Annotated in this window: 30 protein-coding genes; 9 read left to right on the top strand and 21 right to left on the bottom strand. The window is 59.9% G+C overall.

Features of this window, described 5'->3' with window-relative positions; genetic code table 11:
• Positions 1-105 precede the first annotated feature (105 nt).
• The 16 genes from IZ6_RS12385 to IZ6_RS12315 all read right to left on the bottom strand — a co-directional run bounded on the left by IZ6_RS12385 (position 106) and on the right by IZ6_RS12315 (position 10,891).
• A complete protein-coding gene (locus IZ6_RS12385; RefSeq protein ID WP_222875355.1) occupies positions 106-2,760 on the bottom strand; it encodes a DNA polymerase in 2,655 nt (884 codons plus the stop codon).
• A complete protein-coding gene (locus tag IZ6_RS12380) occupies positions 2,757-3,128 on the bottom strand; it encodes a type II toxin-antitoxin system TacA family antitoxin (protein ID WP_222875354.1) in 372 nt (123 codons plus the stop codon). Before IZ6_RS12380 ends, IZ6_RS12385 begins: the two co-directional genes overlap by 4 nt.
• A complete protein-coding gene (locus IZ6_RS12375; protein ID WP_222875353.1) occupies positions 3,125-3,484 on the bottom strand; it encodes a hypothetical protein in 360 nt (119 codons plus the stop codon). The genes IZ6_RS12380 and IZ6_RS12375 overlap by 4 nt, the downstream gene beginning before the upstream one ends.
• Positions 3,481-4,236, bottom strand: coding sequence for a hypothetical protein (locus IZ6_RS12370; protein ID WP_222875352.1), 756 nt, complete (start codon positions 4,234-4,236; stop codon positions 3,481-3,483). Before IZ6_RS12370 ends, IZ6_RS12375 begins: the two co-directional genes overlap by 4 nt.
• 234 nt (positions 4,237-4,470) lie before the next feature.
• On the bottom strand, positions 4,471-4,719 hold the full coding sequence (locus IZ6_RS12365; protein ID WP_222875351.1) for a DUF2312 domain-containing protein: 249 nt from the start codon (positions 4,717-4,719) through the stop codon (positions 4,471-4,473).
• Entirely contained in the window at positions 4,719-4,853 is a 135-nt protein-coding gene (locus IZ6_RS16040; RefSeq protein WP_263971495.1) for a hypothetical protein, read from the bottom strand. The genes IZ6_RS12365 and IZ6_RS16040 overlap by 1 nt, the downstream gene beginning before the upstream one ends.
• Positions 4,853-5,134 carry a hypothetical protein gene (locus IZ6_RS12360; RefSeq protein ID WP_222875350.1) on the bottom strand — a complete coding sequence of 94 codons (282 nt, stop codon included), beginning with the start codon at positions 5,132-5,134 and terminating at the stop codon, positions 4,853-4,855. Before IZ6_RS12360 ends, IZ6_RS16040 begins: the two co-directional genes overlap by 1 nt.
• A 53-nt stretch (positions 5,135-5,187) precedes the next feature.
• Entirely contained in the window at positions 5,188-5,859 is a 672-nt protein-coding gene (locus IZ6_RS12355) for a hypothetical protein (protein ID WP_222875349.1), read from the bottom strand.
• A gap of 90 nt (positions 5,860-5,949) precedes the next feature.
• Entirely contained in the window at positions 5,950-7,203 is a 1,254-nt protein-coding gene (locus IZ6_RS12350; RefSeq protein ID WP_222875348.1) for a helicase-related protein, read from the bottom strand.
• Between the two features lie 164 nt (positions 7,204-7,367).
• Positions 7,368-7,628: a hypothetical protein gene (locus IZ6_RS12345; RefSeq protein ID WP_222875347.1), complete on the bottom strand. Its 261-nt coding sequence runs from the start codon at positions 7,626-7,628 to the stop codon at positions 7,368-7,370.
• Between the two features lie 192 nt (positions 7,629-7,820).
• Entirely contained in the window at positions 7,821-8,021 is a 201-nt protein-coding gene (locus IZ6_RS12340) for a hypothetical protein (protein WP_222875346.1), read from the bottom strand.
• A 284-nt stretch (positions 8,022-8,305) separates the two neighbouring features.
• Positions 8,306-8,749, bottom strand: a complete 444-nt coding sequence (locus IZ6_RS12335) for a hypothetical protein (protein ID WP_222875345.1) — start codon at positions 8,747-8,749, stop codon at positions 8,306-8,308.
• Positions 8,746-9,372 (bottom strand): hypothetical protein, encoded by a 627-nt coding sequence (locus tag IZ6_RS12330; RefSeq protein ID WP_222875344.1) that lies wholly within the window; start codon positions 9,370-9,372, stop codon positions 8,746-8,748. Before IZ6_RS12330 ends, IZ6_RS12335 begins: the two co-directional genes overlap by 4 nt.
• Positions 9,369-9,560, bottom strand: coding sequence for a hypothetical protein (locus IZ6_RS12325; protein WP_222875343.1), 192 nt, complete (start codon positions 9,558-9,560; stop codon positions 9,369-9,371). Before IZ6_RS12325 ends, IZ6_RS12330 begins: the two co-directional genes overlap by 4 nt.
• A gap of 16 nt (positions 9,561-9,576) precedes the next feature.
• On the bottom strand, positions 9,577-10,017 hold the full coding sequence (locus IZ6_RS12320) for a helix-turn-helix transcriptional regulator (protein WP_222875342.1): 441 nt from the start codon (positions 10,015-10,017) through the stop codon (positions 9,577-9,579).
• Positions 10,018-10,279: 262 nt separating this feature from the next.
• Complete coding sequence (locus IZ6_RS12315; protein ID WP_222875341.1) at positions 10,280-10,891, bottom strand: class I SAM-dependent methyltransferase; 612 nt, start codon at positions 10,889-10,891, stop codon at positions 10,280-10,282.
• A gap of 178 nt (positions 10,892-11,069) precedes the next feature.
• Between IZ6_RS12315 and IZ6_RS12310 the strand changes: the two genes are divergently transcribed.
• The gene (locus IZ6_RS12310; protein ID WP_222875340.1) at positions 11,070-11,219 is read left to right on the top strand and encodes a hypothetical protein; all 150 of its coding nucleotides are present in this window, start codon (positions 11,070-11,072) and stop codon (positions 11,217-11,219) included.
• Between the two features lie 100 nt (positions 11,220-11,319).
• Here the strand turns inward: IZ6_RS12310 and IZ6_RS12305 are convergent, their stop codons facing one another.
• From IZ6_RS12305 to IZ6_RS12295, 3 genes are read right to left on the bottom strand one after another with little or no spacing between them, the layout of a single operon-like run.
• A complete protein-coding gene (locus IZ6_RS12305) occupies positions 11,320-12,837 on the bottom strand; it encodes a hypothetical protein (RefSeq protein WP_222875339.1) in 1,518 nt (505 codons plus the stop codon).
• A gap of 52 nt (positions 12,838-12,889) precedes the next feature.
• Positions 12,890-13,369: a DUF3592 domain-containing protein gene (locus IZ6_RS12300; protein ID WP_222875338.1), complete on the bottom strand. Its 480-nt coding sequence runs from the start codon at positions 13,367-13,369 to the stop codon at positions 12,890-12,892.
• A gap of 30 nt (positions 13,370-13,399) precedes the next feature.
• Positions 13,400-13,585, bottom strand: coding sequence for a hypothetical protein (locus IZ6_RS12295; RefSeq protein WP_222875337.1), 186 nt, complete (start codon positions 13,583-13,585; stop codon positions 13,400-13,402).
• Between the two features lie 122 nt (positions 13,586-13,707).
• On the opposite strand from IZ6_RS12295, the gene thiE reads away from it, so the two are divergent.
• Positions 13,708-14,349, top strand: a complete 642-nt coding sequence (gene thiE, locus IZ6_RS12290; protein WP_222875336.1) for a thiamine phosphate synthase — start codon at positions 13,708-13,710, stop codon at positions 14,347-14,349.
• Here the strand turns inward: thiE and IZ6_RS12285 are convergent.
• Entirely contained in the window at positions 14,333-14,773 is a 441-nt protein-coding gene (locus tag IZ6_RS12285; RefSeq protein WP_222875335.1) for a low affinity iron permease family protein, read from the bottom strand. The two genes, thiE and IZ6_RS12285, sit on opposite strands and share 17 nt — an antisense overlap.
• Positions 14,774-14,907: 134 nt before the next feature.
• Here IZ6_RS12285 and IZ6_RS16035 point away from each other — a divergent pair, with 134 nt between their 5' ends.
• Positions 14,908-15,573, top strand: a complete 666-nt coding sequence (locus IZ6_RS16035) for a DUF2076 domain-containing protein (RefSeq protein ID WP_222875334.1) — start codon at positions 14,908-14,910, stop codon at positions 15,571-15,573.
• 57 nt (positions 15,574-15,630) lie between these two features.
• Here IZ6_RS16035 and IZ6_RS15965 read toward each other — a convergent pair whose 3' ends face one another.
• A complete protein-coding gene (locus tag IZ6_RS15965; protein WP_225873905.1) occupies positions 15,631-16,422 on the bottom strand; it encodes a L,D-transpeptidase in 792 nt (263 codons plus the stop codon).
• Positions 16,423-16,665: 243 nt separating this feature from the next.
• Here IZ6_RS15965 and IZ6_RS12270 point away from each other — a divergent pair, with 243 nt between their 5' ends.
• From IZ6_RS12270 to IZ6_RS12245, 6 genes are all read left to right on the top strand, one after another.
• Entirely contained in the window at positions 16,666-17,391 is a 726-nt protein-coding gene (locus IZ6_RS12270; protein WP_222875333.1) for a protein phosphatase CheZ, read from the top strand.
• 52 nt (positions 17,392-17,443) lie between these two features.
• On the top strand, positions 17,444-18,100 hold the full coding sequence (yihA, locus tag IZ6_RS12265; protein WP_222875332.1) for a ribosome biogenesis GTP-binding protein YihA/YsxC: 657 nt from the start codon (positions 17,444-17,446) through the stop codon (positions 18,098-18,100).
• Positions 18,101-18,248: 148 nt separating this feature from the next.
• Complete coding sequence (locus IZ6_RS12260) at positions 18,249-18,614, top strand: DUF423 domain-containing protein (protein WP_222875331.1); 366 nt, start codon at positions 18,249-18,251, stop codon at positions 18,612-18,614.
• 71 nt (positions 18,615-18,685) lie between these two features.
• Complete coding sequence (gene argB / locus IZ6_RS12255; protein WP_222875330.1) at positions 18,686-19,576, top strand: acetylglutamate kinase; 891 nt, start codon at positions 18,686-18,688, stop codon at positions 19,574-19,576.
• A 148-nt stretch (positions 19,577-19,724) separates the two neighbouring features.
• Positions 19,725-20,414 (top strand): pyrimidine 5'-nucleotidase, encoded by a 690-nt coding sequence (locus IZ6_RS12250; RefSeq protein WP_222875329.1) that lies wholly within the window; start codon positions 19,725-19,727, stop codon positions 20,412-20,414.
• Positions 20,411-22,144 carry a glucan ABC transporter ATP-binding protein/ permease gene (locus IZ6_RS12245; RefSeq protein WP_222875328.1) on the top strand — a complete coding sequence of 578 codons (1,734 nt, stop codon included), beginning with the start codon at positions 20,411-20,413 and terminating at the stop codon, positions 22,142-22,144. Before IZ6_RS12250 ends, IZ6_RS12245 begins: the two co-directional genes overlap by 4 nt.
• Positions 22,145-22,146 lie beyond the last annotated feature (2 nt).

Below are 22,146 nucleotides of genomic sequence, written 5' to 3'. Positions count from 1 at the left end.
GGGCCAAAGCCTCTTCGACCGGAAGGCCGCAAGTTTCGCACACGGCCCCGTAGGGAGCCGGTGCGAACTTGTGTGGCCACGGTTTGTCTTGACAGAGTACGGCGGTCACGCCGCCTTCCTCTGATCGAAGAGATATTCGACGACGTCCTGGACATCGTTGTCGTTGGCGCGTCCATTGACTTCGCCGATTCCGATATTAGGCAGTTCGAAGAGTTCGACCTGACCAATCGGGGCTTTGTGATCGTGCCAAGGCTCGAAGGTGAGTCCGACGGACGGGCTCGCATCGAGCTTGCAGTTCTTGAAGAGGTCCGGGTGATCGAGCATGATCCCTCGGGCCATGTTGATGAACGACGAAACCTCCCGACGATTGACCGAGTACAGAAGTTCGTCGTGGATCGGCATCTTGAACTTGGCCTTGTAGCCACCGTTCTTGATTTCCTTGTCGATCCTGATCACCGAGCGCTTCGCGACGGTGGCGCAAGTTCCCTGCACCATCGCGTTGACGAGCTGGTTGTTCGCCCGCTTTTGAATTTTGCGGGCAATCCAGTGCCACATCGCGTTGTAGTTCTTCGCCGCAGGCTGATCGATATGGAACTTAGCTAAGAACTGATCAAACCACTGGTAGGTGGCCTCGTAGCGAACGCGGCGGTGACCATCGGGAAGGATGATATAACCGTCGCGCTGCCCCTGACTGATCAGATTTGTTCGCCAATCTTCCGCGACCGAGAAGCGGGTGCGGTAACGGTCGGTGGCTTCAGCCGTCTTGTCGAGCGACCAACCCATTCGGTCGCCGATGGTGCCGAGGAAGCCTGAGTACCAATAGTTGAAGTTGGCACCTTTTCCGACTTCGGTTCGCCAGTACTTGAGAGCCTTCTCCGGCTCGATCGTCTCACCCTTGATGTTGGTGAAGAGACGATTGACGTTCTGCATATCGCTGTAACGCTCCAAGAAGGAACGGGCCTTGTCGGTGTCCTTCAACTCGCGGAATATCTCTTCCGTAAGCTCCGGAACTTCGGCCGATAGAACGTCCGCGGCGGCGCCGAGATGCAGGTCCTCGTGCGGGATTTGTGAATAGGCTTTCAAGAACTCCGGATCGCCAGACTGTTCGCCGATGATTACCAGCTCGATGGCCGACCAGTCGATCGACACCAACACTTCGTCTTCTTCGTCGGCTTCGAAGAAGCCACGAACGTAAGTGGAGTTGCCGCGCTTGGCCAACTGCATCGGGTTCGGGTCGCGCGCCGCCATGCGGTGCGTTGCCAGTTCCGATGAAACGATTGGGTAGAGTCGGCCTGTTTCTGGGTCCATTAGCAGGGTGTACGGCGTCAAATACAGCTTCATGCGCTGCTCGATGCCGGCCAGCTCCGTGATGCAGTCGATCATATCGGCGCCGAGACCCTTGCCGATCCGATCCTTGAGCTTCCCGCGGAACTCGCCGTCGCTCTGAATCTTACCGTCCGAGACCAGCGGTTTTTCCCGCAGCAGGTCGTAAAGCATGACCCGCATCGGCATATAATGCGACAGGTTAGGCCCGTTGCTTTCCGGCTTGCCCAACTCCTCGGCCCAAGCATTCGTGACCGCGCCGCGAACCTGATAGACCTGTTCGAACGAGTCTTCGCTATCCGGTGACATCGCCCAGTCTTCGATCAGCTTGCGATAGCGACCAAAACCTTTGACGTACCACTTCTCATATTCAGCGAGCTTGGCGTGAGGCTCATCATCGAACGGCAAGAGCTGCAGAACGATCTCTTTCATTCGACGGAGAGTTGCCGCCGCCTGATCACGCTCATAGGCCCGACGCTCGAAGATCGCGTCGGTGTTGACCTTCATGCCGTCCTTCCAGATGTCGGCGAAGATCTGGACCATAGGGTTCTCCTGATTGAAGAACGTATCGATGGTCGTCGGGCATTCCTGCGCCATATAACCGAGCAGCTTATGGAAGAGCTGCACGGCCCAGTAAGCGTCATCAGCGCCGTATTCGACTGTCTCGGCACCAGTTAGCTGGCCCATATGAGCGCGGCCGCGGAGGCACTCCTCAAACGTCATCATGTCGTAGTCAAACCACGACTTGACCGCCTTCTTGAGACCGTACCCGTAGCAAATATCGCTGACATAGCCGTTGTAGGAGTGACCCGCAGAGGACTCCTTCGCGATAATCTTCTGAACCAACTCGCTGAGTTCCGGACCCATTTCCCCCTTATCGGGACTGAACTGGTGCGCCTTCTCCAGCAAGGCGGGGACTAGAGCGGCAATGCCGCCTTTGCCGGCGTTGTGGAAACGCTCCTTCGCGTACTCGTCGGGACCGTAAGCACAGGTCGCCATCTGCAGAGTGCAGATGATCCGCGGGAGGGGCAGCAGATAGCAGGATGCGAACGCAACCAGTTCATAGGGTGCGTTATGAGCGATCCAGTAGCCGTCGGCCGGCAGGGCATCGAGCAGCTGCTTGGCCTTCTCCCAAGAGACACGGTTCTCTGTGTCTTCGTGGTTCAGATTAATGTAGTAGGCCTGATCGTGCTTATCGGGATAGAGCGAGAAGCCGGTCATGACCGTACGACGCATGTCGAAGACCAGCTTTTTGCCGGCCGACTTCTTACGGGTAACAGGGTCATAACCACACAGGGTGTTGAGACCGTCGTGACGATTGTCGTCGTGAGTTTCGACGTCCAACCCGCTGAACGACGCCCCCGCAATGGCAGCGATAATCTGCGGCGCCAACTGGTCGATGTTGCGGGCATCAACGAGAGTTTTGGTGATCGTCAATTTTTCACCCAATTTGGTTTGTGCTTCATCAATTCGACGAACGCTGGGGAGGGTGGAGGGGGATTTTCGAGGAAGCGCTGAAGCTTTTCGAAGGAAGCCGCCGCCTTCCGTTCCTTGCTCAGGTAGAAGAGCATCAATCCGAGCCAGAGGGCGTTGGCGGCAACCACAGCCATCCCGGCGTAGAAGCTCCAGCTCTGACCGAGAGACGGGTAGTAGATGAGGTTCCAGAAGCCCCAACCGGTGAAGAACACTGTCGAGGTGATGGACACGCCGCGGACGGATTTATCGCGGTAGAGGACACGGCAATGGTTCAGAATGAACAACGCCGCTGCGGCCTCGAAGGCCGCGTTCAGCAGATCAGGGTTCATTCGACGCTCGCATCAATTTCGGCGAACTCGTTGGGCAGTATCCAACTCAACGGTTCCTGGACGTTGGCGAGAGTTAGAGCGACTTTCCGCTCAGCCTTCCGGCGAAGGGTTACTTCTCGATTGATCACCCGGAACAGCTCATTGATGCGGTCGTCCCGAGAAGGGAAAAACATCATAGTTCCGAGTACGCTGCCGAAGAGGGCCGTCGGCACAATGACCATCAGAAGATCGAGAGAGGTGATCTGAAGCACGCCAAACTGGTGGTAACCCGCAGCGAACACCGCCATCGTCAATCCAGCAGCGATCAAAGAATGGGAGACGGCCGCGAATGCCGCGGCCTTGAAGTAGTTCGTCAAAGCATAAACTCCGAAAGCAAATTCTCGGCGCGATACCAATCGCCGCTGCCGCGTTGTGTGTGTTCCTCAATGAGGTCTATGGGGACGTCGTAGAAGCCGACGATCTGCCAGTAGGTGCGAACAAGAGTGAGGTTGTCTTCGACCCAGTCGACCATCGAAGACCGGGGCAGGTCGCTCTCCAAGAGAACTCCTTGGTGAACCCAACGAAGGACAGCTTCGAGAAGCTTCTCTTTGTCGGCCTCATCCCAAGTCTTTTTGCCGAAGAGCTTCACGCCCTTGATATTGTCGCTCGGATCGCCAACGAGGGTCTTGAATAGCCGCACATACTTCGGTTCAACGCCGGCCTTCAGGTTGGCGCCACAGAAGACCTTGCCCGGTCGTTCGGCGACGAGTTGCATGTAGTCGAAGTCATTCGAATAGATCGAAACCGGCGAGTATCGTCGGGCCAGGGTGGCGATCACGTCGTCACCTTCATACCCCGGCACTTCAATCTGGATTGCCGTAGAGTGTGCCAGCAAGTCTTTCATGAGCTGCATGGCGTGCCGAAAATCTTCGGCCATCGGTGGCCGATTGCGTTTGTATTCAGGATATAGTTCGCGGCGTTTCGAGTTGCCGTTCTTGCCGTCCCACACCCAGATCACGACGTCTTTTGTCGCCTTGATCTCTTCGAGAATTTGCCGGGGCGCCAGACCGGTTGGGTCGCGCTCCACGGCTACTCGGAAGTAGTTGTTGCCATCATAGATGCGGATCATCTGGACCTCGCTTGAAACGGAAAAAGGCCCGAGAGCCGGGGGCCTCGGGCCGTTTAGTTGGCGCCGGTCAGAGACCGAGACGCTGCTTGGAAACTCGTTTCCATCCCTTACCGGGATGGAGATACTCAATGTGCGTACCGGTATCCCGGATGCTCACTGAGGACTCGGGGATCAATCGGTTCCAAAGGAACGATTGCCGCTGCTGTTCGAGATGGGCGAGGACTTGGAATTTCCTCATTTCACCATCCCAAGGGCGGTCAGGTAGAGGTCGAGGATTGCGTCCTGTTCCTCACGCTCCGAAGCGTCCTGTTTGCGGATCGTGACGACCGCTCGAAGAACCTTGGTGTCGAAGCCATTGGCTTTCGCCTCGGCATAGACCTCCTTGATGTCGTCGGAGATGCCCTTCTTTTCCTCTTCGAGGTTTTCGATCCGCTCGATGATCGAGAGCAGCTGATCTTTTGCGACCTGATGGGCGTCGGACATTACTCGCCTTTATAGAAAAGACCGGTGAAGACGATCTCGTCTCCGTTGACGATGAACGTCGTGCGGCCCCAGAGGGCCTGCACGATGGCCACAGAGACGACAACGAGGCCGACGCCGTAGAGGAACCAGTACATCAGGCGTTACCGATGCCGTACTGCTTGCGAAGGCCCTGTGCCGTCTTCGCGGCCTTGGAAGCTTCGTCGATACGTCCGCTGGCGCGGTTGTTCTTCAACTCGGCGCGATCCCGAAGGCTCTTCGCCTTCGCATCGGCGGCATCACGGAGACGCTTGGCGCCGGCCTTGTCACGTTCGGCGCGAGAAAGTTCGTCGTTCTCGAGTTTGTCGAGCTGGTCGACGATCTTGGTAATCGGACGCAGGATGGTGTCGACCGAACGCGGTCTGAAAATTTGCAGCATGTCGTGTGTCTCTCAGGAAAGGTGGGGGAGGCGCGAACCTCCCCCGTTAGTCGTCAGGCGGCTACGGGAAGCTCACCCTCGTAACGCTCCCAGGCACCGAAGGTGATGACACCCCAGGTCCCTTTGTCGTTCTTCTGTTCCTCGAAGCCGATCGTCACCTTGATGGTGTCGCGGGTCGGATCGACGCCCTTGGAACGAAGTTCCTTCGTAAACGCGAGGAACTTCTTGAAGTTGGTCACCGATGTGGAATGACCGATACGCTTGCCGGCCTCGACCAGCACTTCCTTCTTCTTGTTCACGAGATCGGCGACCACAATGAACGGAAGGTCCGCAGCGCGGTACGGATTGGCCTTCGGGTCGACCTTCTTGGCGCGGAGGATCGCGTTGGGCCACGTATCGCCCTCCACAGTCGTCTCACGATTGTAGGTCTTCTCGTACTTGGCCGGATTGCCGTAGCGAACGACTTCGCTATAGGCCACGTCGGCGAGCGGCAGGATCAGTTCGATCTCGTCGAACAGAGTCTTGTCCGCGCCGATGGTCATCCCGAACTCGGTGACCTTGAGCCACGCCGCAATATCGGCAAGACCGCCGATTTCCATGTCCTCGAGCGTGAGAGCACGACCGAGGCCCTGAACCTGGACAGCGCCCGCAACGGTCTCCGCAGGGAGATTGCTGGCCGCTTCCTTCGCCTTGGCAATGGCTTCATCGATAGAATTTGACATCATGACTCCTACTTGTTTTGACTATCGAGACATAAGAAAGGGCCGCTCTCCGAAAAGAGCGGCCCTGTTGTACTTCCTAAAGAGTAATGACGTTTATGCCGCCGCTACTCGGTATCTGGAGAACGTCAGACGCTCTCGGGTAGGGTCGACCAGCTTCGCCATCTCGGATTTTTCGCGATGGATCGAGAATATCCGCTGATCGAGACTGTGCTCATATTCGAAGATCGTAATTCGCAGGAACGTCTTTCTCTTGCCGCGAATTGCCCGTCGGTACGCTTGGATGAAGTTCGTGTCTTTGTAGTCCATCGACACGAAGATCATATGCTCGACTTCCTGTGAGCCCCAGAACTGCCAGTTGAAGCCGACAGCGGCGGTGGCCGGCGAGCCGACGACCACCTGGATCTTGCCCGCTTGGAAATCACGGTCGATCTCAGCCCGGCGCTTTTCCGGAACGTCGCCATTTATGAGGGCGACCGACATTCCGCGGGCCTTCACCATCTCCACGATCTGCCGCTGTTGAGGCTGCAGGGCCGAGAAGATGATCAGCGGTTTACCCGACCGCTCATGGTCGGCAAGATGAACATCCAGCCGATCAAGCTTACCGGGAAGCTCGCCCTTCAAGATGTCGGTAAACGCCCCCGGATTGGTGAGGTCCGGGAAGAAGTTTGGATGTTCCATAATCTGCCGGGCGCGGATCGTGGCGACTCCAGGCTCTGAACCATCGACGAAGAACCGGTCGAGTTCGAGCAGAGCATCATCGTGAAACTTGTCGTACATTTCCCGCTGGCGGGGATGCATCTCTATCGGTTCGACCTCGATGACTTTTGCCTCGGGGCCGTGGATTTCTTCGAACGTGTGACGGATGCCATACGTGCCGAAAATCTTCGAAAGTTTCTCGTGGTTCCGCCAGACAAGCGGTTTCCCGTTTTCATCTTGCAAAGAGTGGTACGCCATGAAGGCGTGATGACTCGGGTAGAAGCGTGGATTGATGACCTTGATCGATGGGTAGGCCGTATCCAACCGACCATCAATGAGCGTGCCGGTCATCGCGATGAAGCGATCCATCTCATTGCCGGCAGACGCCATGAACTTTTGGGTCCGTTGAGAAGTCGCGCCGCCGAAACCCATGTGGATTTCATCGACGTCAACCGACCGAACGCCTGCGGCCCAAAGTTCCCGAGCTTCGAGGCCGAAGCGCGTAAAGCCCATAATGAAGACAATTGCCCCGCTCTTGAGCTTCTTCGCGATCTGCGCGGGGGTGCCGTCGAGAATGCAGATTTGATCGGGAGTGAAGTTGGTGAATCGGAGAAGTTCGTCGAAGTTTTTCCGAAACAGAGACTTGGGCATGACCCAAGCCGTCTTCATTTTGAGGTCTTGCCACTTCCACCAGATTCCGACGCAGGTAGGTGGCGTCTTCCCCGTGCCGGGGTCAGATAGGTTCAGACACTTCGGGGTCCTGATATAGAACGAAAGGTCTGCGACCTGATCTAATCGCAGCGTCGGCTTTTCGGTCACCGCGTGCGGACATCCAGAATTGCGGCGAGTGTGCCTTTTTCTGTGATCGAGATTAGTTTGAAGTCCTTGTCACTTTTATTGCCGCCGTAGGTGGAGATGTAACCCGAGAGCATAGGAACGGGGTCGGCGGCGAAATCCCCAACTGCTATCGTCATGGTTCGAGTCACGACTTCAGTGTGAGAGAACTCCGAATCCATGAAACCAGACTCGACACGCACATAGTTGGTGCATTGATATTCGATCTCATACAGCTTCATTGGTCTGCCCTTGATCGCAGTAGGCACCGACTAGCGGCACCACAGTCATTTTTGTGGGGACAGCCGGTGCGGTCGCATTCCGGCCGAGAGTCCATCATCCGGTCCTCGAAAGCGCCGGCTAGGCGTGCGAGAAGGGCTCGGTGTTGGGATTTTAGGGTGATGCTCTCTGAACAATGCCGGAGAGCTTCTGCGTCATCCGGTGTGAACTTGATCAGCACCTGCATCGGCCGCAATCTCCTTCTTTAGTTTACGGATCAGGCCAAGGATCTCGGATGCTTCATTCTCCCGGACGCGCTGTTTCATCCGCGCCCGGTCGGAGCCACGTTCATTCTGACGTTGAGCGGACTTCACGCGCTCGAGGACGAGAGCCTCAATGTGGTCAAGATCAGTCATGCGTTACTCACTAGGATGAGAGCACCGACAACGACCAAAAGGCCGATGGCGGCATAACGAGCGTCCTCTATCGCGGTCCTCCAAGATTTCCCTTGGTAGCCGTATGAAACAGCGAAACGCTGAAGTGCGCCGACGGAGGTGAGGCCGAGAAGCAGCAACAACTGCGTCCAGCTCATGAGGTCACCAACTTCACGCCGATGACGACGATCAGCAACATACCAATGATGTAAAGACCAAGCGGCGCCTGCGGTTCGGGGTTTGGGTAAGTCAACATCAGCGTCCTTTCAGTAGTTAAGGGTACCGCCGACAGAGGTCAGCTCGTTGGACATCCGCCGAACTTGTTCAGCGAGAGGCACGTCCCCACCGTCAGGCGGGTCCATGAAACGCATCGGGATCGCTGCGGAAATTGCCGACAATTCGGCCTGCAGATCTTCGATCTGTTCGTGAGCTTCGGTCAGTTGGGGAACGCCGATTAACTCGTGCATCATCTCGCCCAGCTCGGGGCTGGCGCGTAGAGCTTGGATCGCCTCCCCAATGTCGACGACGATCCGCGTGCCAGTTAGCGCGCGGTGAACTTCGGCGAGCATCGCCTCACGATCTTCGGCGTTGAGAACGACGACGATCCCGACGCAGGCACCAGCTTCGTTCAGCAGCGAAATACCGCTGCCGACGATGCTGGAGCCGTCAACAATCTGAGCGTTGGCCCAGAGTTTCTGTGTTTCACTCATCGATGCCTCATGTGTTGGCGAAGCACCCAGGCGCCGATCGCCTCCAATGGAAGGGCGAGCAGGTCGTCAAGCTGGATGGAGGATTGGACCGTCGGTATTTCCGGCCGGCCGATTAGGAAGTCGCCCGAGGAAATCACGAGCCGCCGCTGGGCGGTCGGCACGAGTTGGGCGATACGGTTCAGAGCCGTTTGGTCTGACGTCTTTGCGTCCGTCAGCACCAAAGGCTGGACGTTCGTGATCAGAAGTTCGTCAGCGATGCGGTTGGGGTCCGTCGTCCAGAAGGGTTGGACGATCGGGTGGATAGGGCTCGAAAGCCGGGACAGCGCCACCAGCGCCCGTTTCTGGTTTTCATGGACCAAGACTGCCGAGCCGGGGTTCGGCGTCGGCAGCATGGCCTGGACCAACGGGTCGGTTCGTATGCGGTCGAAGGTTTGGAGGTGGAAGGGATCGGGGTCGGGGGTACTTAGATCGATGCGATGGTTGCACCGGATAAACCGCTTGGCGGGCACGACCCTAAAGGGGCAGTCGACTTCGACCGGAAGGATTGTCTGGGCTTTGTCCTGCTGAAGCAGGAAAGCGATGTCACCAGAGCCCCAGTGGAGCCCGTAGTGAGAGACGATCATGAGACCTTTTTCAGTTTTCGTTGTTCTTGGACGATGAAGTTGTCGAGCTTGGCCTTTGTTTTGGCCTCGGAAATACTCTTCGCTTTCAGCATCACGTACCCGTGCAGCGCCTGAGCTTTTTTCTCAGGCGCTGCCCTTCGGTAGAAACTCGTCGCCTCCCAGAAGGGGAGGAGAGTTCTGTCAATCACGGGGCGAGGTGCTCCTTCAGACGGAGGGGCGGGCTGCTCGCGGAGGTGAGCTGACACCGCCGCTATGGAGCGGAGTAAGCAGCTCGATGAGGTCGGTGCCGAGAAGGTCGGCGATCTTGTTCAGCTCGGTGAGGGAAAAGTCGTAGAACCCCTTTTCCATATTGCTCGCGGCAAGCCGGCTGCAGCCCAGCCGATCGCCCATCTGCGAGAAGTTTTCCTGTTCCATCACTCGATGCATTCCGAGACGGATGCCGACCGAGCGGTGGACGGTAGAGAGGACTTCGGAGTCCGCGAAAGACTTCCGGCCTCCGGTTCGGGCCTTCGTCGGCCTGACCCAATTCTGCTCTTTCGAGAGCTTGTAGATCGTCGACGAATGACGACCGAACTTGCTGCCAATTTCCTCGTATGAGGCGTTTTTGATGAACATCGCCTTCGCTTCGTCGTGCCAGCTACTCATGCTTCTCTCTCAGCCCGTTGTGTGCCCCCGAGTGTGCTCGCGTTAAGCACACTCAACTGCACTTGCTGCATCTCAAGTCGAGGACGCACGCTGAGGAAGTTGTAGATATTTCAAGGGGTTGGCTTCTTGCGCTGCTTCGGACTACCAAGATTGTGGATCTGGGGGTCCCCCGTTCGAGCCGGGGTGGCTGTACCATTCTTTCTCCGTTTCGGATCTCTGCGAGGAACCGGTTTGCGGACCTCGCTGCTCTTCGCGGCAGGGGCTAGATTTTGCCTATCCGCGCTGTGAGAGCTTCCAGTCGTCCGCGCTCGGGCGGACTGAGAGGCGATGCCCGGTAATAAGCCACGGCTCTTTTCGCGCCGTCTCGCTCCCCGATCACGACAGCCGCAAGCGGCTGACGCCTGGTCCATAGACGGAGTTTGTCAAAATCGACGGGATCGTGGACGTGATGTTTGCAGGCGGTGGGGCTCCATTTGTAAGGCACCGAGATCACAACCCGGTCAGCGATCGAAAATAGCTTCTGCGCGAAGCGTTCGGCGTCGGGAATGTGCTCAAGCACCTGCAAACACAGCGCAAGATCGAATTTTTCCCGCGTCCGGTAGTCGAAAAAATCTGCCTTGATCCCCTCGACGTTCGGGGAGGAGTAGGGTGCCTGAATATCGAGTGTCAGGCGCTTCGCCATCCACGGGAAAGCCTCGATGATCGGCGTGCCGCGTGCCCCGACATCGATTGCGCTGGTCGCTGCCGGCTCAAGCGCTCTGACCAGCCCGACGACATAGTGGAGATAGCGAAAGTTTTTCCGATGGTTCCAATAGTTCCGGACTTCATCGGCCAGAGCTTCGCTCGTCTCCGGCTCTTGGTGCAGCTGGTCCATCCGTCCCCCCCGTACGCACCGTAAACACCGGCTGAGAATGCCTCAAGCACAACCGGATTAGCGGTGCTAACCAAGGAACCGCTTCGCTTCATTGCCGCCCGTCATCCGTGGGACGTCCCGGGAACCTTTCACCACCCGGCTGCATTTTTCCCGTGCAGGTTCTACAAAGGGGAAACGCATGAACCGGACCATTCTGGCTGTAATCGTGCTCGCCGTGATCGTCGGCATTGCCGGCTTCATGTTCTATGACGGCACCGCCAATGAGAGCGACACCGTCATCGAGAAGGCGGATCAGACAACGACCGTTCCGCCCGCGCCCGCGAAATAAGTTTCACGATTTTCGTCTTTTGAGCCCCGCTTCGCGGGGCTCAATCGTTTGTGCGCCGCGCATAACTGTTTCTGTTGGTGTTGAACTTCGCTGCCGCGGTTCAATAATTGCGGCCGCTCAGAAACACTTTGAGGCGCTCGGCGAACGGAGCCTCCGTCGCTTTTTTCGGCGGCACATGATTGGCGTCGACAAACGCCCAGGCCGCATCGCCGTCCCCCGTCCGCTGCGCGGTCGCGACAAAACCGGCAAGGAAGCCTTCGCTGCCGATCGCGCCGTCTTCCCAGCCGCGGTTCCACATCTCGCCGAGCTTTGCGCGATGGCGGTTCTGGAATGCCGCATCGGCCGAAACATCGACAAGCCTGTTGCCGTCGAGGCGGCGGATTTCATCGGGCGCATAGGAGCATTCGTAGCAGCCGAAGGCGGTGAGAAACGCGTTGTCCGTATTGACGAGTTCGAAAACGCCGTCGCCGTTCAGATCCTGCGGGAAATCCGGTGAGCCGTCGAACGAGCCGCCGTCGATCCGCGTCCACGAACCGTCGCTCTGTGCGCTGAAGATCGTCAGAAGCGTGCAGCAATGCGCGCCGTCGGTAAACGAGGTCAGCATGACTTCCGGCGATGCATTGCCCTTGTCGAGTTCGACAATGCGGATGTCGGAGAAATGCGTCAGCCAGGCGGGATCGGACACCTCGAACAGATGCTTGCCTTCGGAATAGATCGTCAGCTGCGGCACGAAAGGCTCGTCGCGCTCCGGCCGCCGCTTTCTCTTTTGCGGTTTGGCGTCGGGCGGCGGCGGCGGATCGCCGGCTGTGAGGTTTGCGACGAAATCGGGCCCGGCAATCGTCACCGTGCGTTCTTCGACATCGATCGACCCATACGCATAAGGCCGTTCCGTCGCGTCGAAGCGGAAGGCGCCGATGAAACTCGGCACATTCCGCACCGTCTTCTTGGCGATCGGCGCGCCGGGATCGGCGACAAAGCCGTTGGCGATCGCATAGGCCATCGGCCGCAGCCGCGGCGCCTCGGATGCGGGATAAGCGAGCCGGAAACCTTTGGTGCCGGATTTCGCAAGCGTCGCGAACCCGAAAAATTCCTTGTCGCGCTCGGCGCCGATAACGATGGAGCGCTGCTTGTCGAGCGCTTCATCGACAATGCGCTCGCCGGTCTTGGCCTTGGCGTGAAGTGCATTGAGCGCGTCGGGCGATGTAAAGACGGACAGCGCGATCTTTCCGTCACCGCTCGCAAAGCCGCGCCCGCCCGAGGCATCGCTTTCCGCCGTCAGCAGCGCACGCGGCAGCCAAAGAACCACATTGTTTTTGCCGTCGATGGCCAGGCTCCAGCCGGCCTCCTTTTTGGCGGCGCCGGAAAGTTCGGCAAGCTTCTTCACATCGGCGGACAGAATGCGTCCCTTGCCGGGAGAATTTTCGCGCGCCTGGAATGCCTTCAGGGCGGTGAGCGTCGATGCGCCAAGGCCGCCGTCGAGCGGGCCCTGATAATCGCCGGTCCACACCAGCGCATCCTGGATCGCCATGATGTTTTCAGCCGTCGGCTTGTCCTGCGCGAGCGCGAGCGCGGGCGATGCGAGAACAAATGCGGCGAGAGGGATGAGGATGCGATGCATGGAACAGCGAATCGTGAGGAGGGAGCTTAGCACCGCAAACCGCCACCGCCACTCATCCGGCAAGCAGGGCTGCCCCGGCAATGGCAAGGAGCAGCACAGCGATGCCGAGCGTGCGGCGCTCCTCTCTTTGCGGTTCGAGAAAGGCGCGCTTTGGTTTTGCCGGATCGTAGAACACGGAAACAGCGGTGCCCTCCGGATAGCGGTCGATGATCTCGCGCGCCGCGCGCAATTTCGGATAGCCGGTATCGGCCAGGGTGATCTTCCGCCCCGTATAGGTCCGGCCATCCACTTCATAGCGGTAGACGATATCCGGGACATACCAGAGCCCGGCGATCCAGATGCCGTTGCCGAGGCCCCAGCGGCGGGCGGTCCGCGATTGAGTAATTGTGCCCGCAACGGCCGGCCAGGACGCGGCTCTACGGGCAAGGCTGCGCCGCCTGAAATTGACCGCGATGAAAGCGAGCCCCGCCACAATAGCGAGGCCGGCAATCGCAAGTTTCAAAGAGTCAGGATGGGGCGCGGCCTCGAACATGAGGCCGTTTTAGCATCACTTGCCCAGTTTTCACTTGAGCGGTTTTTTCTTCTGGATCACTTCCGCCCCGGTGATGCCGCCTCCGGGCTGGGTCGTCGACGGCGGGTCGCTGGCGGGGAAGGTGTCTTCCACGGCCTTCTCGTGATGCTTTTCTTCCTTCTTCTTCTCGTCGCTGCGCTGCTGCGCGCCGGGCTTTTCCGTCGTTCGGGTCGACATGATGGGCTCCTCAGAGGCTGCCTTTTTCTCGAGACTTAAACGTTCGGGCACGGGTTAAGTTCAGGCCCGGGCGGGAGACCGAGGTTGCAGGGACGAGGCGGGCTCTCTTATGGTCCGCGGCCATGCGCCCAGATTTCGATCTTTCGCTCTATCTCGTTGCCGGCCGTCCCGCCCTTCCGGGCAAGGATCTCGTCGCCAGCGTCCGCGCCGCTGTTGAGGGTGGGGTAACGCTCGTTCAGATCCGCGATCCGAAAGCCGAAACGCAACAGCTCATCGAGGATACGCGCGCGCTGAAGGGGATGCTGAAACCCTATCGCGTGCCTTTGATCGTCAACGACCGGATCGATGTTGCCATCGCAGCGGGTGCCGACGGGGTGCATCTCGGACAGGACGATGCGCGGGCAATCGAGGCACGCCGCGAACTCGGCGATGATTTTCTGATCGGGCTTTCGGTCGGCAATCCCGAAGAGTTTGCGCATTCGCGCGAGGATCTCGCTTTCGTCGATTATCTCGGTGTCGGGCCGATCAAGGCGACGGGCACAAAATCCGATGCCGGTGCTGCCATCGGCGTTGAGGGCTTTGCGAAAGTGCGCGCTCTGACCGCGCTGCCGATCGTCGCTATCGGCGGCCTTTCATCGGGCGATGCCGCGCCGCTCGTCCGCGCCGGCGCGCAGGGCCTTGCGGTCGTGTCGGCAATTTGCGGCGCCGCAGACCCCAAAGCCGCCGCGTATGGACTTCTGAAAGAGATCAACTCCGCGCGGTGATTGCGCGGGCGGTCGTTCGTGCCGTTTTCTTGTTTTTATCGCGAACGCGCTTCTCCGATCTTTTCAATTCCGCCAGCGCGCGCTTTTCGCATTTGTCGCGCAGCTCTTCGAGCTCGTCTTCCGTCAGTCTCTCGATTCCGACGAAGCGGTTGCGTCCCTGACCGGCGCGGATCAATTCGTCGAGCTTGGTCTGGATGGCAACGCCGTCGCGGTTCTGCGTGTTCTGGATGAGGAACACCATCAGGAAGGTGACGATCGTCGTTCCTGTGTTGATGATCAGCTGCCACGTATCCGAAAAGCCGAAGATCGGTCCGCTGACGGCCCAGCCGAGCACCACGGCGCAACAGAGGATGAAGGTCATCGGCCGTCCGGCAAGATGGGCGACCTTGTTTGCCGCATGCTCGAAACGATGGGTGTGGCTCATACTTTCGTCCTTCTCGTGAACCGGACAGGTAACTCGCGGCGACGAATTCCGTTGCCCATCTCTTTTTTCAGAGAGGTCTTTTATGCGCCCGCGGACACCCCAAATTCCATAGTGTCAAAAAGGAGAGACGCCCGATGCAGACGAGGGAGCGCCAGTCTATTCAGGACCTGTTCGACCGCCTGCGCAGCGCTGAAGGCCAGCGCCGCGATCCGGAGGTCGAGCGCCTGATCGCCGACGAACTTCGCCGTGCCCCGCACGCCGTCTATGCGATGGCCCAGACCATCATCGCCCAGAATGCGGCTCTCGAAGCTGCCGGACGCCGTGTCGAGGAACTCGAGAGCGGCCAGGGTTATGGCGAGGATGAAGACGAGGACGATGCGACGCCGTTCCGTGGCCGCTCCCCCGGCGCGATGGGTGCGCCGGATGTTGGGCGCCGCGGCAGCGTGCCGAGTTTCGGCCGCGGTGCGCCGCAGCAGGGCGCCCTTGGCGGTGGAGGTTTTCTCGCCAATGCCGGTCAGGTGGCGCTTGGCGTTGCCGGCGGCATGCTGCTCGGCGAAGCCGCGAAATCTTTGCTCGGCTCAGGCTCCGAAGCGCAGGCCGCAATATCCGATACAGCATCGGCCGGAGGCGGGCAGCTCGCGGAGGATGCCGGCGCCAATGATATCGGCGGCAGCGAACAGTCCGGCGGCGAAGGCGGCGGCCTCTTCGGCTGGCTGTTCGGCGGCGGCGAGAACGATAACGGCTATGAAACCGCCGATGGCGGCTGGGACGATGGCGGCGGCGACAGCGGCGGCGAGTAGCTCAAACAAAAACGGCGCGCCTTGGGCGCGCCGTTTCTCATTTGAAGTGCGAAAACCTCAGAGCACTTTGACGGTCGTGCCGACCGGGACGCGCTCGTAAAGATCCTCGACATCGTCATTGGTCATGCGGAAGCAGCCGGACGAGACGGCCTGACCGATCGTCCACGGTTCGTTGGAGCCGTGAATGCGGTAGAGCGTCGAGCCGAGATAAAGGGCGCGTGCGCCGAGCGGATTTTCCGGTCCGCCTTCCATCATTTCAGGCAGGTCGGGACGGCGCTGGCGCATTTCCGCCGGCGGGAACCACTTCGGCCATTCCTGCTTGTTCGAAATCTTGTGCGTACCGGTCCACTGGAAACCGTCGCGGCCGACGCCGACGCCGTAGCGCAGCGCGGTACCGTCGGCCTGCACGAGATAGAGGAAACGCGTGCGCGTATCGATGATGATCGAGCCCGGCGCTTCGCCGCCATTATATTCGACGACTTGGCGCTTATAGGCGGCGGGGATGGCGCGGCGCTGGCCCGAGACGCCCGGCGTCTGCACCCGGCCGCTGCGCGGCTCGATTGCTTCGCGGTTGTAGGGGTCCTGGTACATGCGGCCGCCGCGCGGTGCATAGGCCGTGGTGTAGGTGCCCGGGGCCCGGACGACCGGGCGGGGGGCGTAATAGCGCGGATCGGAGCGCAGTTCGTAGACCGGCTCGCGGTGGCGCTCATCGATCAGGATGTCTTCGGCATAGCCGCCATTGCCCGGATATCCATATCCATAGGGCTGAACGCGGTATTCGCGCGCCTCGGCCAGGGCGGGAAGGCTGAGGACGAGGACGGCAAGGAGAAAGAGACGGAAGATATGCATGTAACGGGACCCTGCGGTAACGCCTGAACTCACCGGTTGGAACTCACTGGCAGGCAAGGATTCTAACTCCTGCCGCGCCAACCGTTCGTGAACGGCCCTGAGCCCTTCCGGTTCCAGAACGCAGAAAGCATCCCAAAATCTCAACGTGGTTTATGTAATCTTTAAGGCGATCCTCACGATCCGGTGACCGTTCTTAAACGATCACAAGCCATAAAAAGGGAGCAGGTAGGGGTCAGTCTCAACATGAAGCGCGCTCACAAACCGTTCCGTATCGAAACCCTCATTCAGGGAGACCGGCCGGCGCCGGTCCTGAGAGCGGTCGATGACACGGGCACGCGCCATGCCGAACTCATGGCCGAGTTCGCCAAGCTCAAGGCGCTGATCAAGCCCGCCGCCGAAATCTCCTCCGAGGCCATCGAGACCTTCCGCCGCGAAGTCCACGAGGCGTCGAAACTGAAGTCCGAAATGGATTCGATCCGCGAAGCCATCCAGAGGACCAAGCAGGAAATCGCCACGCTGCACGGCACCAGCTTCGAGACCGCCCAGATGGCGCGCGTCTCCGGCGAACTCGACGCCGTCGTCGCCGGGACCGAGAAGGCCACCGAATCCATTCTTTCGGCCGCCGAATTCATCGACGACCATGCGATGCAGCTTGCCGCTCATGTGAAGACGGAGCGCGACCGCACGCTCGCCGCCGAAATTCAGGAAAAGGTCGTATCGATTTTCGAAGCCTGTAACTTCCAGGATCTCACCGGCCAGCGCATCACCAAGGTCGTGACGACGCTGAATTTCGTTGAAAATCGCATCGACCGCATGATCGAGATTTGGGGCGGTATCGAGCAGTTCAGCGGCATCCAGCCGGATGGCCCGCCTGCGCCGACCGGCGACAAGGCGCTGCTCAACGGCCCGGCGCTCGACACCGATGTCGGCCGCGCCTCGCAGGACGACATCGACGCCCTGTTCGATTGATGCCGGGGTTGCCGCGGTTGACGGCAGCGCCAGGAGGCGTGCACACCCCTGCATGACCGATTTTCAGGACAGCAAGAAGCCGGACCCCTTCCTCGAAGAGGGGCGCCTTCTGTTTGCCGGCGACTGCTCTTTTATCAAGGGCGCGGTGAAGCTCGACCAGTTGCCGGATATGGCGGGCGTCGAGATCGCTTTTGCCGGGCGCTCCAATGTCGGCAAGTCCTCGCTCGTTAACGGCCTGACCGGCCGCAAAACCCTGGCCAAGGTTTCGAACACGCCGGGCCGCACCCAGGAACTCAATTTCTTCCGCATCGGCTCAAAGCTGACGCTCGTCGACATGCCGGGCTACGGCTTCGCCTCGGCGCCCGAGGCAAAGGTCCGTGCCTGGACGAAGCTCGTTTTCGAATATCTGCGCGGACGGCCGACGCTCGCCCGCGTCTATGTGCTGATCGACGGGCGGCACGGGCTGAAGACCACCGATCTTCCGGTGCTCGATATGCTGGATAAAGCTGCGGTGTCCTATCAGATCGTCCTGACAAAGGCCGACAAACTGAAACCCGGCGAACACGAGGAGCGCCTTGCCGGTGTGCAGGATGCCATCAAGAAACGCCCCGCTGCGTTCCCCGACGTGATCTTTACCTCGTCGGAAAAGGGCGATGGCCTTCCGGAGCTGAAAGCGGCCATTGCGCGGCTGATTGCGGAGCGGAGCTGAACTCAGCCTCATCCTGAGGAGGGCACGCAGTGCCCGTCTCGAAGGATGGGCCATATATGTCGCGTCTGGCGCCCATGGTTCGAGACGCGGCTTCGCCGCTCCTCACCATGAGGCTGACCAAGGTTCGGTCTCACAAACGGAGTTTGCGATGAGCCAGCTATTCATAATTTTTGCCGGCCTGTTCGGCGCGCTCGGGGTCGGTTTTGCCGCGGCGGCCGCGCATGGCGGCGGTGGGGCCACTTTGGGTCCGGCCTCGCAGATGCTGCTCTTCCACGCCCCGGCGCTGCTGGCCCTCGGTCTTTACGGGCGGGCCTCGAATCCCGGCCTTGTTCTCCAGGCCGGCGGCGGCGCCATCCTTCTGGGCGTTGCCCTTTTTGCGGGCGATCTCGTCAGCCGCCATTACCGGGACGGGCAGAGCCTGTTCCTCATGGCGGCCCCCTCCGGCGGCACGATCATGATCCTCGGCTGGGCGCTCATCCTGATCGCCGGTGTGCTTCTCGTCCGGGCTGATTGAGCAGGGCCCCGTAAACCGCTAGAACCCCCACACCTTTTTCCCTTCCGTCTTTTACATGCGGATATCTCGCTATGGCTGACAAGGAAATCTCGGCGCACGACCGCGCCCGCGTTCTTGCCGAAGCGCTGCCCCAGCTGCAGCGTTATGACGACGCGACCATCGTCGTGAAATATGGCGGCCACGCCATGGGCGATGAGCATCTGCTCCGCCAGTTCGCGCGCGACATCGTTATGCTCAAGATTTCCGGCCTGCATCCGATCGTCGTGCATGGCGGCGGCCCGCAGATCGGCTCGATGCTTGAGCGGCTGAACATCAAGAGCGAGTTCCAGCAGGGCCTGCGCGTCACCGACCGGCCGACCATGGACGTCGTCGAAATGGTGCTGGCCGGTTCGATCAACAAAGGCATCGTCGCGGCGATCAACGCCGAAGGCGGCCGCGCGGTCGGCCTTTCGGGTAAAGACGGCGGCATGGTGCAGGCGCGCAAGGTCACGACTTTGATCAACGGCCAGACCGGCGAAGAAGACGTCATCGATCTCGGCTTTGTCGGCGAACCGGAATCGGTCGACCGCCGCGTGCTCGACATCGTCTCGAATTCCGATCTCATTCCCGTTATCGCGCCGATTGCAGCCTCGCGCTGGGGCGAGACGTACAACATCAATGCCGACACGTTTGCGGGCGCCATTGCCGGCGCCATGCGCGCGCGGCGTCTTCTTCTGCTTACCGATGTTCCGGGCGTCCTGGACAAAGACAAGAACCTCATCAAGCAGATGACCATAGATGACTCGCGCAAGCGCATCGCCGACGGCACGGTCTCGGGCGGCATGATTCCGAAAGTGCAGACCTGCATCGAGGCGCTCGAGCGCGGTGTCGAAGGCGTCGTCATTCTCGACGGCAAGGTTCCGCACGCGGTCCTGCTCGAACTTCTGACCGATCACGGCGCCGGTTCGCTGATTACGCGCTGATTTTACCTCTCCCCGTTTACGGGGAGAGGTCGGCACGCAGTGCCGGGTGAGGGGGCTCATCTAGGGCTTCCCCCTTCACCCCGGCCCTCACCCTGCAGGCGGCGAGAGGGGGTCGCATCCGCTGCGAAAACCCCTTATCTCTCCGCCCATGCAGAACCCCCGCGGCTTCGATCACGTCGAGACCTGGATTTTCGATCTCGACAACACGCTCTATCCACCGTCCTGCCGGCTGTTCGATCTCATCGATCAGCGGATGACGCTCTATATCTCAAACCTTCTGAGCGTCGATCCGGTCGAAGCGCGAAAGCTTCAGAAGGATTATTATCGTCAATACGGCACGAGCCTGCGCGGCCTCATGGAAACGCGCGGCATCGACCCGCACGAATTCATGGATTTTGTGCATGACATTTCGCACGATGCGCTCGTGCCGAACCCGGCGCTGAAAACCGCAATCGCCGCTCTGCCGGGCAAGCGTTACGTCCTGACCAACGGCTCGCGCGCCCATGCGGAGCGCTGCGCCGTCTCGCTCGGGCTCGGCGATCTCTTTCACGATATTTTCGACGTCGCGCAGGCGAACTTTATCCCGAAACCGAAGCGCGAAGCCTATGACAGCTTCATCAGTCATCTCGGCGTAAAGCCGGAAGGTTCGGCGATGTTCGAGGATCTCGCGCGCAATCTCGAAGTGCCGCACGCGCTCGGCATGACGACTGTCCTCGTTCTGCCGAAAGACGGCGATGTCGATGAGCGGGCCATGCATGCCGAGGATTCCGAAAAAGGTCCTTACGTCGATCACGTCACCGACGATCTTGCGGACTTTCTTGCCGGTCTGAAGCGGTGACGGTGCTCCAGGCCTATCGCAAGGCGTTTGCCTGGCTGTTCGCCGAGCGCGGGCTTGCGGTCACGCTCATCTCCTTCGGGCTTGTCATCGCGGCGCTGCAGGTCATGGAGCCGGTCCTGTTCGGCTGGGCCATCGATGCGATGACCAAGAACGAGTCGAGCTTTCCGCTGATCCTGATGTGGGCGGCGGCGGGCTTCGGCGCATTCCTCTTCGGCCTCGGCGTGTCGCTGCAGGCCGACAGGCTGGCCCATCGCCGCCGCCTTGCCGCCATGGCCGCCTATCTCGAACATGTTCTTCTTCTGCCGCTGTCTTTTCATTCCGAAGCGCGCTCGGGCGTCCTGATGCGGATCATGACGGTCGGCTGCGATTCCATGTTCCTGACCTGGCTGTCGATCCTGCGCGAGCATTTCACCAGCGCGGTTGCGCTGCTCGTCATCATTCCGATTGCGCTCTGGCTCAACTGGAAGCTCGCACTGCTACTGATCGCGCTGATGGTTGTTTATGTTGCGGTGAACGCACTTGTCATCCGCCGCACCTCGGGCGGGCAGGCGCGCGTCGAGCAATATTTCTCCGATATCTCCGGCCGCGTCGGCGATCTCTTCGGCAATATTTCGGTCCTGCAGAGTTTCCTGGCCGTGCCGAACGAGCTTGCCGATATCCGGCGCTCTTTGAGCCTTCTACTCGAAACGCAATACCCGGTTCTCAACTGGTGGGCGATCCTGTCCGTATTGACGCGCGCCGCATCCTCGCTGTCCATCGTCGCGATCTTTGCGTTCGGCGCCTATCTGCGCCAGACGGACGGCACCAGTGTCGGCGAGATCGTCTCCTTTGTCGGCTTCGCCAATATGCTGATCGGACGTCTCGACCAGATCACCAATTTCGCAATGAGCCTGTTCTATCGCGGGCCGCAGCTCATCCAGTTTTTCGAAGTGATGGACGAAGAGAAAGGCCCGCCGGAAAAACCGGATGCTCTGCCGCTTTCTCTGACGGGCGGTCATGTCGCATTCGAACATGTCGCTTTCCGCTATCCGAACGGCGAAGGCGGTCTTGCCGATCTCTCGTTTGAGGCAAAGCCCGGCGAGACGGTGGCGCTGGTCGGTCCCACGGGTTCCGGTAAATCGACGACGCTCGCGCTGTTGCAGCGCGCCTGGGACCCGCAAGCGGGCCGCATTCTCATCGACGGGCAGGACATTAAAGAGGTCACGCTCGCCTCCCTGCGCGATGCCATCTCCGTCGTCTTTCAGGATGCTGGCCTCTTCAACCGCTCGATCACCGAGAACATCCGCATGGGCCGCCCCGGCGCAACGCAGGCCGAGATCGAATCCGCGGCCAAGATGGCCGAAGCGCATGAGTTCATCGCGGCAAAGCCAGAAGGCTATGCAACGCTTGTCGGCGAGCGCGGGCAGGGCCTTTCCGGTGGCGAGCGCCAGCGCGTGGCGATTGCCCGCGCACTGTTGAAGAACGCGCCGATCCTCATTCTCGATGAAGCGACCTCGGCGCTCGATGTCACGACGGAAGCGCGCGTTCAGGCGGCGCTCGAAAATCTGCGCGCCGGGCGCACCACTTTCGTCATCGCGCATAGGCTCTCCACCGTTCGCGCTGCCGACCGGATTCTTGTTTTGCAGAACGGCCGCGTCGCCGAGCAGGGCGGGTTCGACGAGCTCGTCAAAAAGGGCGGGCTGTTTACCGAGCTTGTAAAGGCGGGCGGGTTTGAGGCGAGTGCGGACTGACG

Origin of the sequence: Terrihabitans soli (genome assembly GCF_014191545.1) — a bacterium.
Taxonomy (GTDB): Bacteria; Pseudomonadota; Alphaproteobacteria; order Rhizobiales; family Methylopilaceae; genus Flaviflagellibacter; species Flaviflagellibacter soli.
Note: the sequence above shows the minus strand (reverse complement) of the source record. Positions and strands in the feature narration are given on the sequence as shown.

What these genes read in the sequence shown, in the direction of transcription:
- IZ6_RS12345 (WP_222875347.1), bottom strand. Translation starts at nt 7,628, where the DNA reads ATGAAGCTGTATGAGATCGAATATCAATGCACCAACTATGTGCGTGTC.
- IZ6_RS12350 (WP_222875348.1), bottom strand. Translation starts at nt 7,203, where the DNA reads ATGCCCAAGTCTCTGTTTCGGAAAAACTTCGACGAACTTCTCCGATTC.
- IZ6_RS12305 (WP_222875339.1), bottom strand. Translation starts at nt 12,837, where the DNA reads ATGCATCGCATCCTCATCCCTCTCGCCGCATTTGTTCTCGCATCGCCC.
- IZ6_RS16040 (WP_263971495.1), bottom strand. Translation starts at nt 4,853, where the DNA reads ATGTACTGGTTCCTCTACGGCGTCGGCCTCGTTGTCGTCTCTGTGGCC.
- IZ6_RS12370 (WP_222875352.1), bottom strand. Translation starts at nt 4,236, where the DNA reads ATGATCCGCATCTATGATGGCAACAACTACTTCCGAGTAGCCGTGGAG.
- IZ6_RS12320 (WP_222875342.1), bottom strand. Translation starts at nt 10,017, where the DNA reads ATGAGTAGCTGGCACGACGAAGCGAAGGCGATGTTCATCAAAAACGCC.
- IZ6_RS12250 (WP_222875329.1), top strand. Translation starts at nt 19,725, where the DNA reads ATGCAGAACCCCCGCGGCTTCGATCACGTCGAGACCTGGATTTTCGAT.
- IZ6_RS12285 (WP_222875335.1), bottom strand. Translation starts at nt 14,773, where the DNA reads ATGAGCCACACCCATCGTTTCGAGCATGCGGCAAACAAGGTCGCCCAT.
- thiE (WP_222875336.1), top strand. Translation starts at nt 13,708, where the DNA reads ATGCGCCCAGATTTCGATCTTTCGCTCTATCTCGTTGCCGGCCGTCCC.
- IZ6_RS12360 (WP_222875350.1), bottom strand. Translation starts at nt 5,134, where the DNA reads ATGCTGCAAATTTTCAGACCGCGTTCGGTCGACACCATCCTGCGTCCG.
- IZ6_RS16035 (WP_222875334.1), top strand. Translation starts at nt 14,908, where the DNA reads ATGCAGACGAGGGAGCGCCAGTCTATTCAGGACCTGTTCGACCGCCTG.
- IZ6_RS12315 (WP_222875341.1), bottom strand. Translation starts at nt 10,891, where the DNA reads ATGGACCAGCTGCACCAAGAGCCGGAGACGAGCGAAGCTCTGGCCGAT.
- IZ6_RS12295 (WP_222875337.1), bottom strand. Translation starts at nt 13,585, where the DNA reads ATGTCGACCCGAACGACGGAAAAGCCCGGCGCGCAGCAGCGCAGCGAC.
- IZ6_RS12260 (WP_222875331.1), top strand. Translation starts at nt 18,249, where the DNA reads ATGAGCCAGCTATTCATAATTTTTGCCGGCCTGTTCGGCGCGCTCGGG.
- IZ6_RS12380 (WP_222875354.1), bottom strand. Translation starts at nt 3,128, where the DNA reads ATGAACCCTGATCTGCTGAACGCGGCCTTCGAGGCCGCAGCGGCGTTG.
- argB (WP_222875330.1), top strand. Translation starts at nt 18,686, where the DNA reads ATGGCTGACAAGGAAATCTCGGCGCACGACCGCGCCCGCGTTCTTGCC.
- IZ6_RS12300 (WP_222875338.1), bottom strand. Translation starts at nt 13,369, where the DNA reads ATGTTCGAGGCCGCGCCCCATCCTGACTCTTTGAAACTTGCGATTGCC.
- IZ6_RS12335 (WP_222875345.1), bottom strand. Translation starts at nt 8,749, where the DNA reads ATGAGTGAAACACAGAAACTCTGGGCCAACGCTCAGATTGTTGACGGC.
- IZ6_RS12310 (WP_222875340.1), top strand. Translation starts at nt 11,070, where the DNA reads ATGAACCGGACCATTCTGGCTGTAATCGTGCTCGCCGTGATCGTCGGC.
- IZ6_RS12270 (WP_222875333.1), top strand. Translation starts at nt 16,666, where the DNA reads ATGAAGCGCGCTCACAAACCGTTCCGTATCGAAACCCTCATTCAGGGA.
- IZ6_RS12365 (WP_222875351.1), bottom strand. Translation starts at nt 4,719, where the DNA reads ATGTCCGACGCCCATCAGGTCGCAAAAGATCAGCTGCTCTCGATCATC.
- IZ6_RS12330 (WP_222875344.1), bottom strand. Translation starts at nt 9,372, where the DNA reads ATGATCGTCTCTCACTACGGGCTCCACTGGGGCTCTGGTGACATCGCT.
- IZ6_RS12340 (WP_222875346.1), bottom strand. Translation starts at nt 8,021, where the DNA reads ATGACTGATCTTGACCACATTGAGGCTCTCGTCCTCGAGCGCGTGAAG.
- IZ6_RS15965 (WP_225873905.1), bottom strand. Translation starts at nt 16,422, where the DNA reads ATGCATATCTTCCGTCTCTTTCTCCTTGCCGTCCTCGTCCTCAGCCTT.
- IZ6_RS12355 (WP_222875349.1), bottom strand. Translation starts at nt 5,859, where the DNA reads ATGATGTCAAATTCTATCGATGAAGCCATTGCCAAGGCGAAGGAAGCG.
- yihA (WP_222875332.1), top strand. Translation starts at nt 17,444, where the DNA reads ATGACCGATTTTCAGGACAGCAAGAAGCCGGACCCCTTCCTCGAAGAG.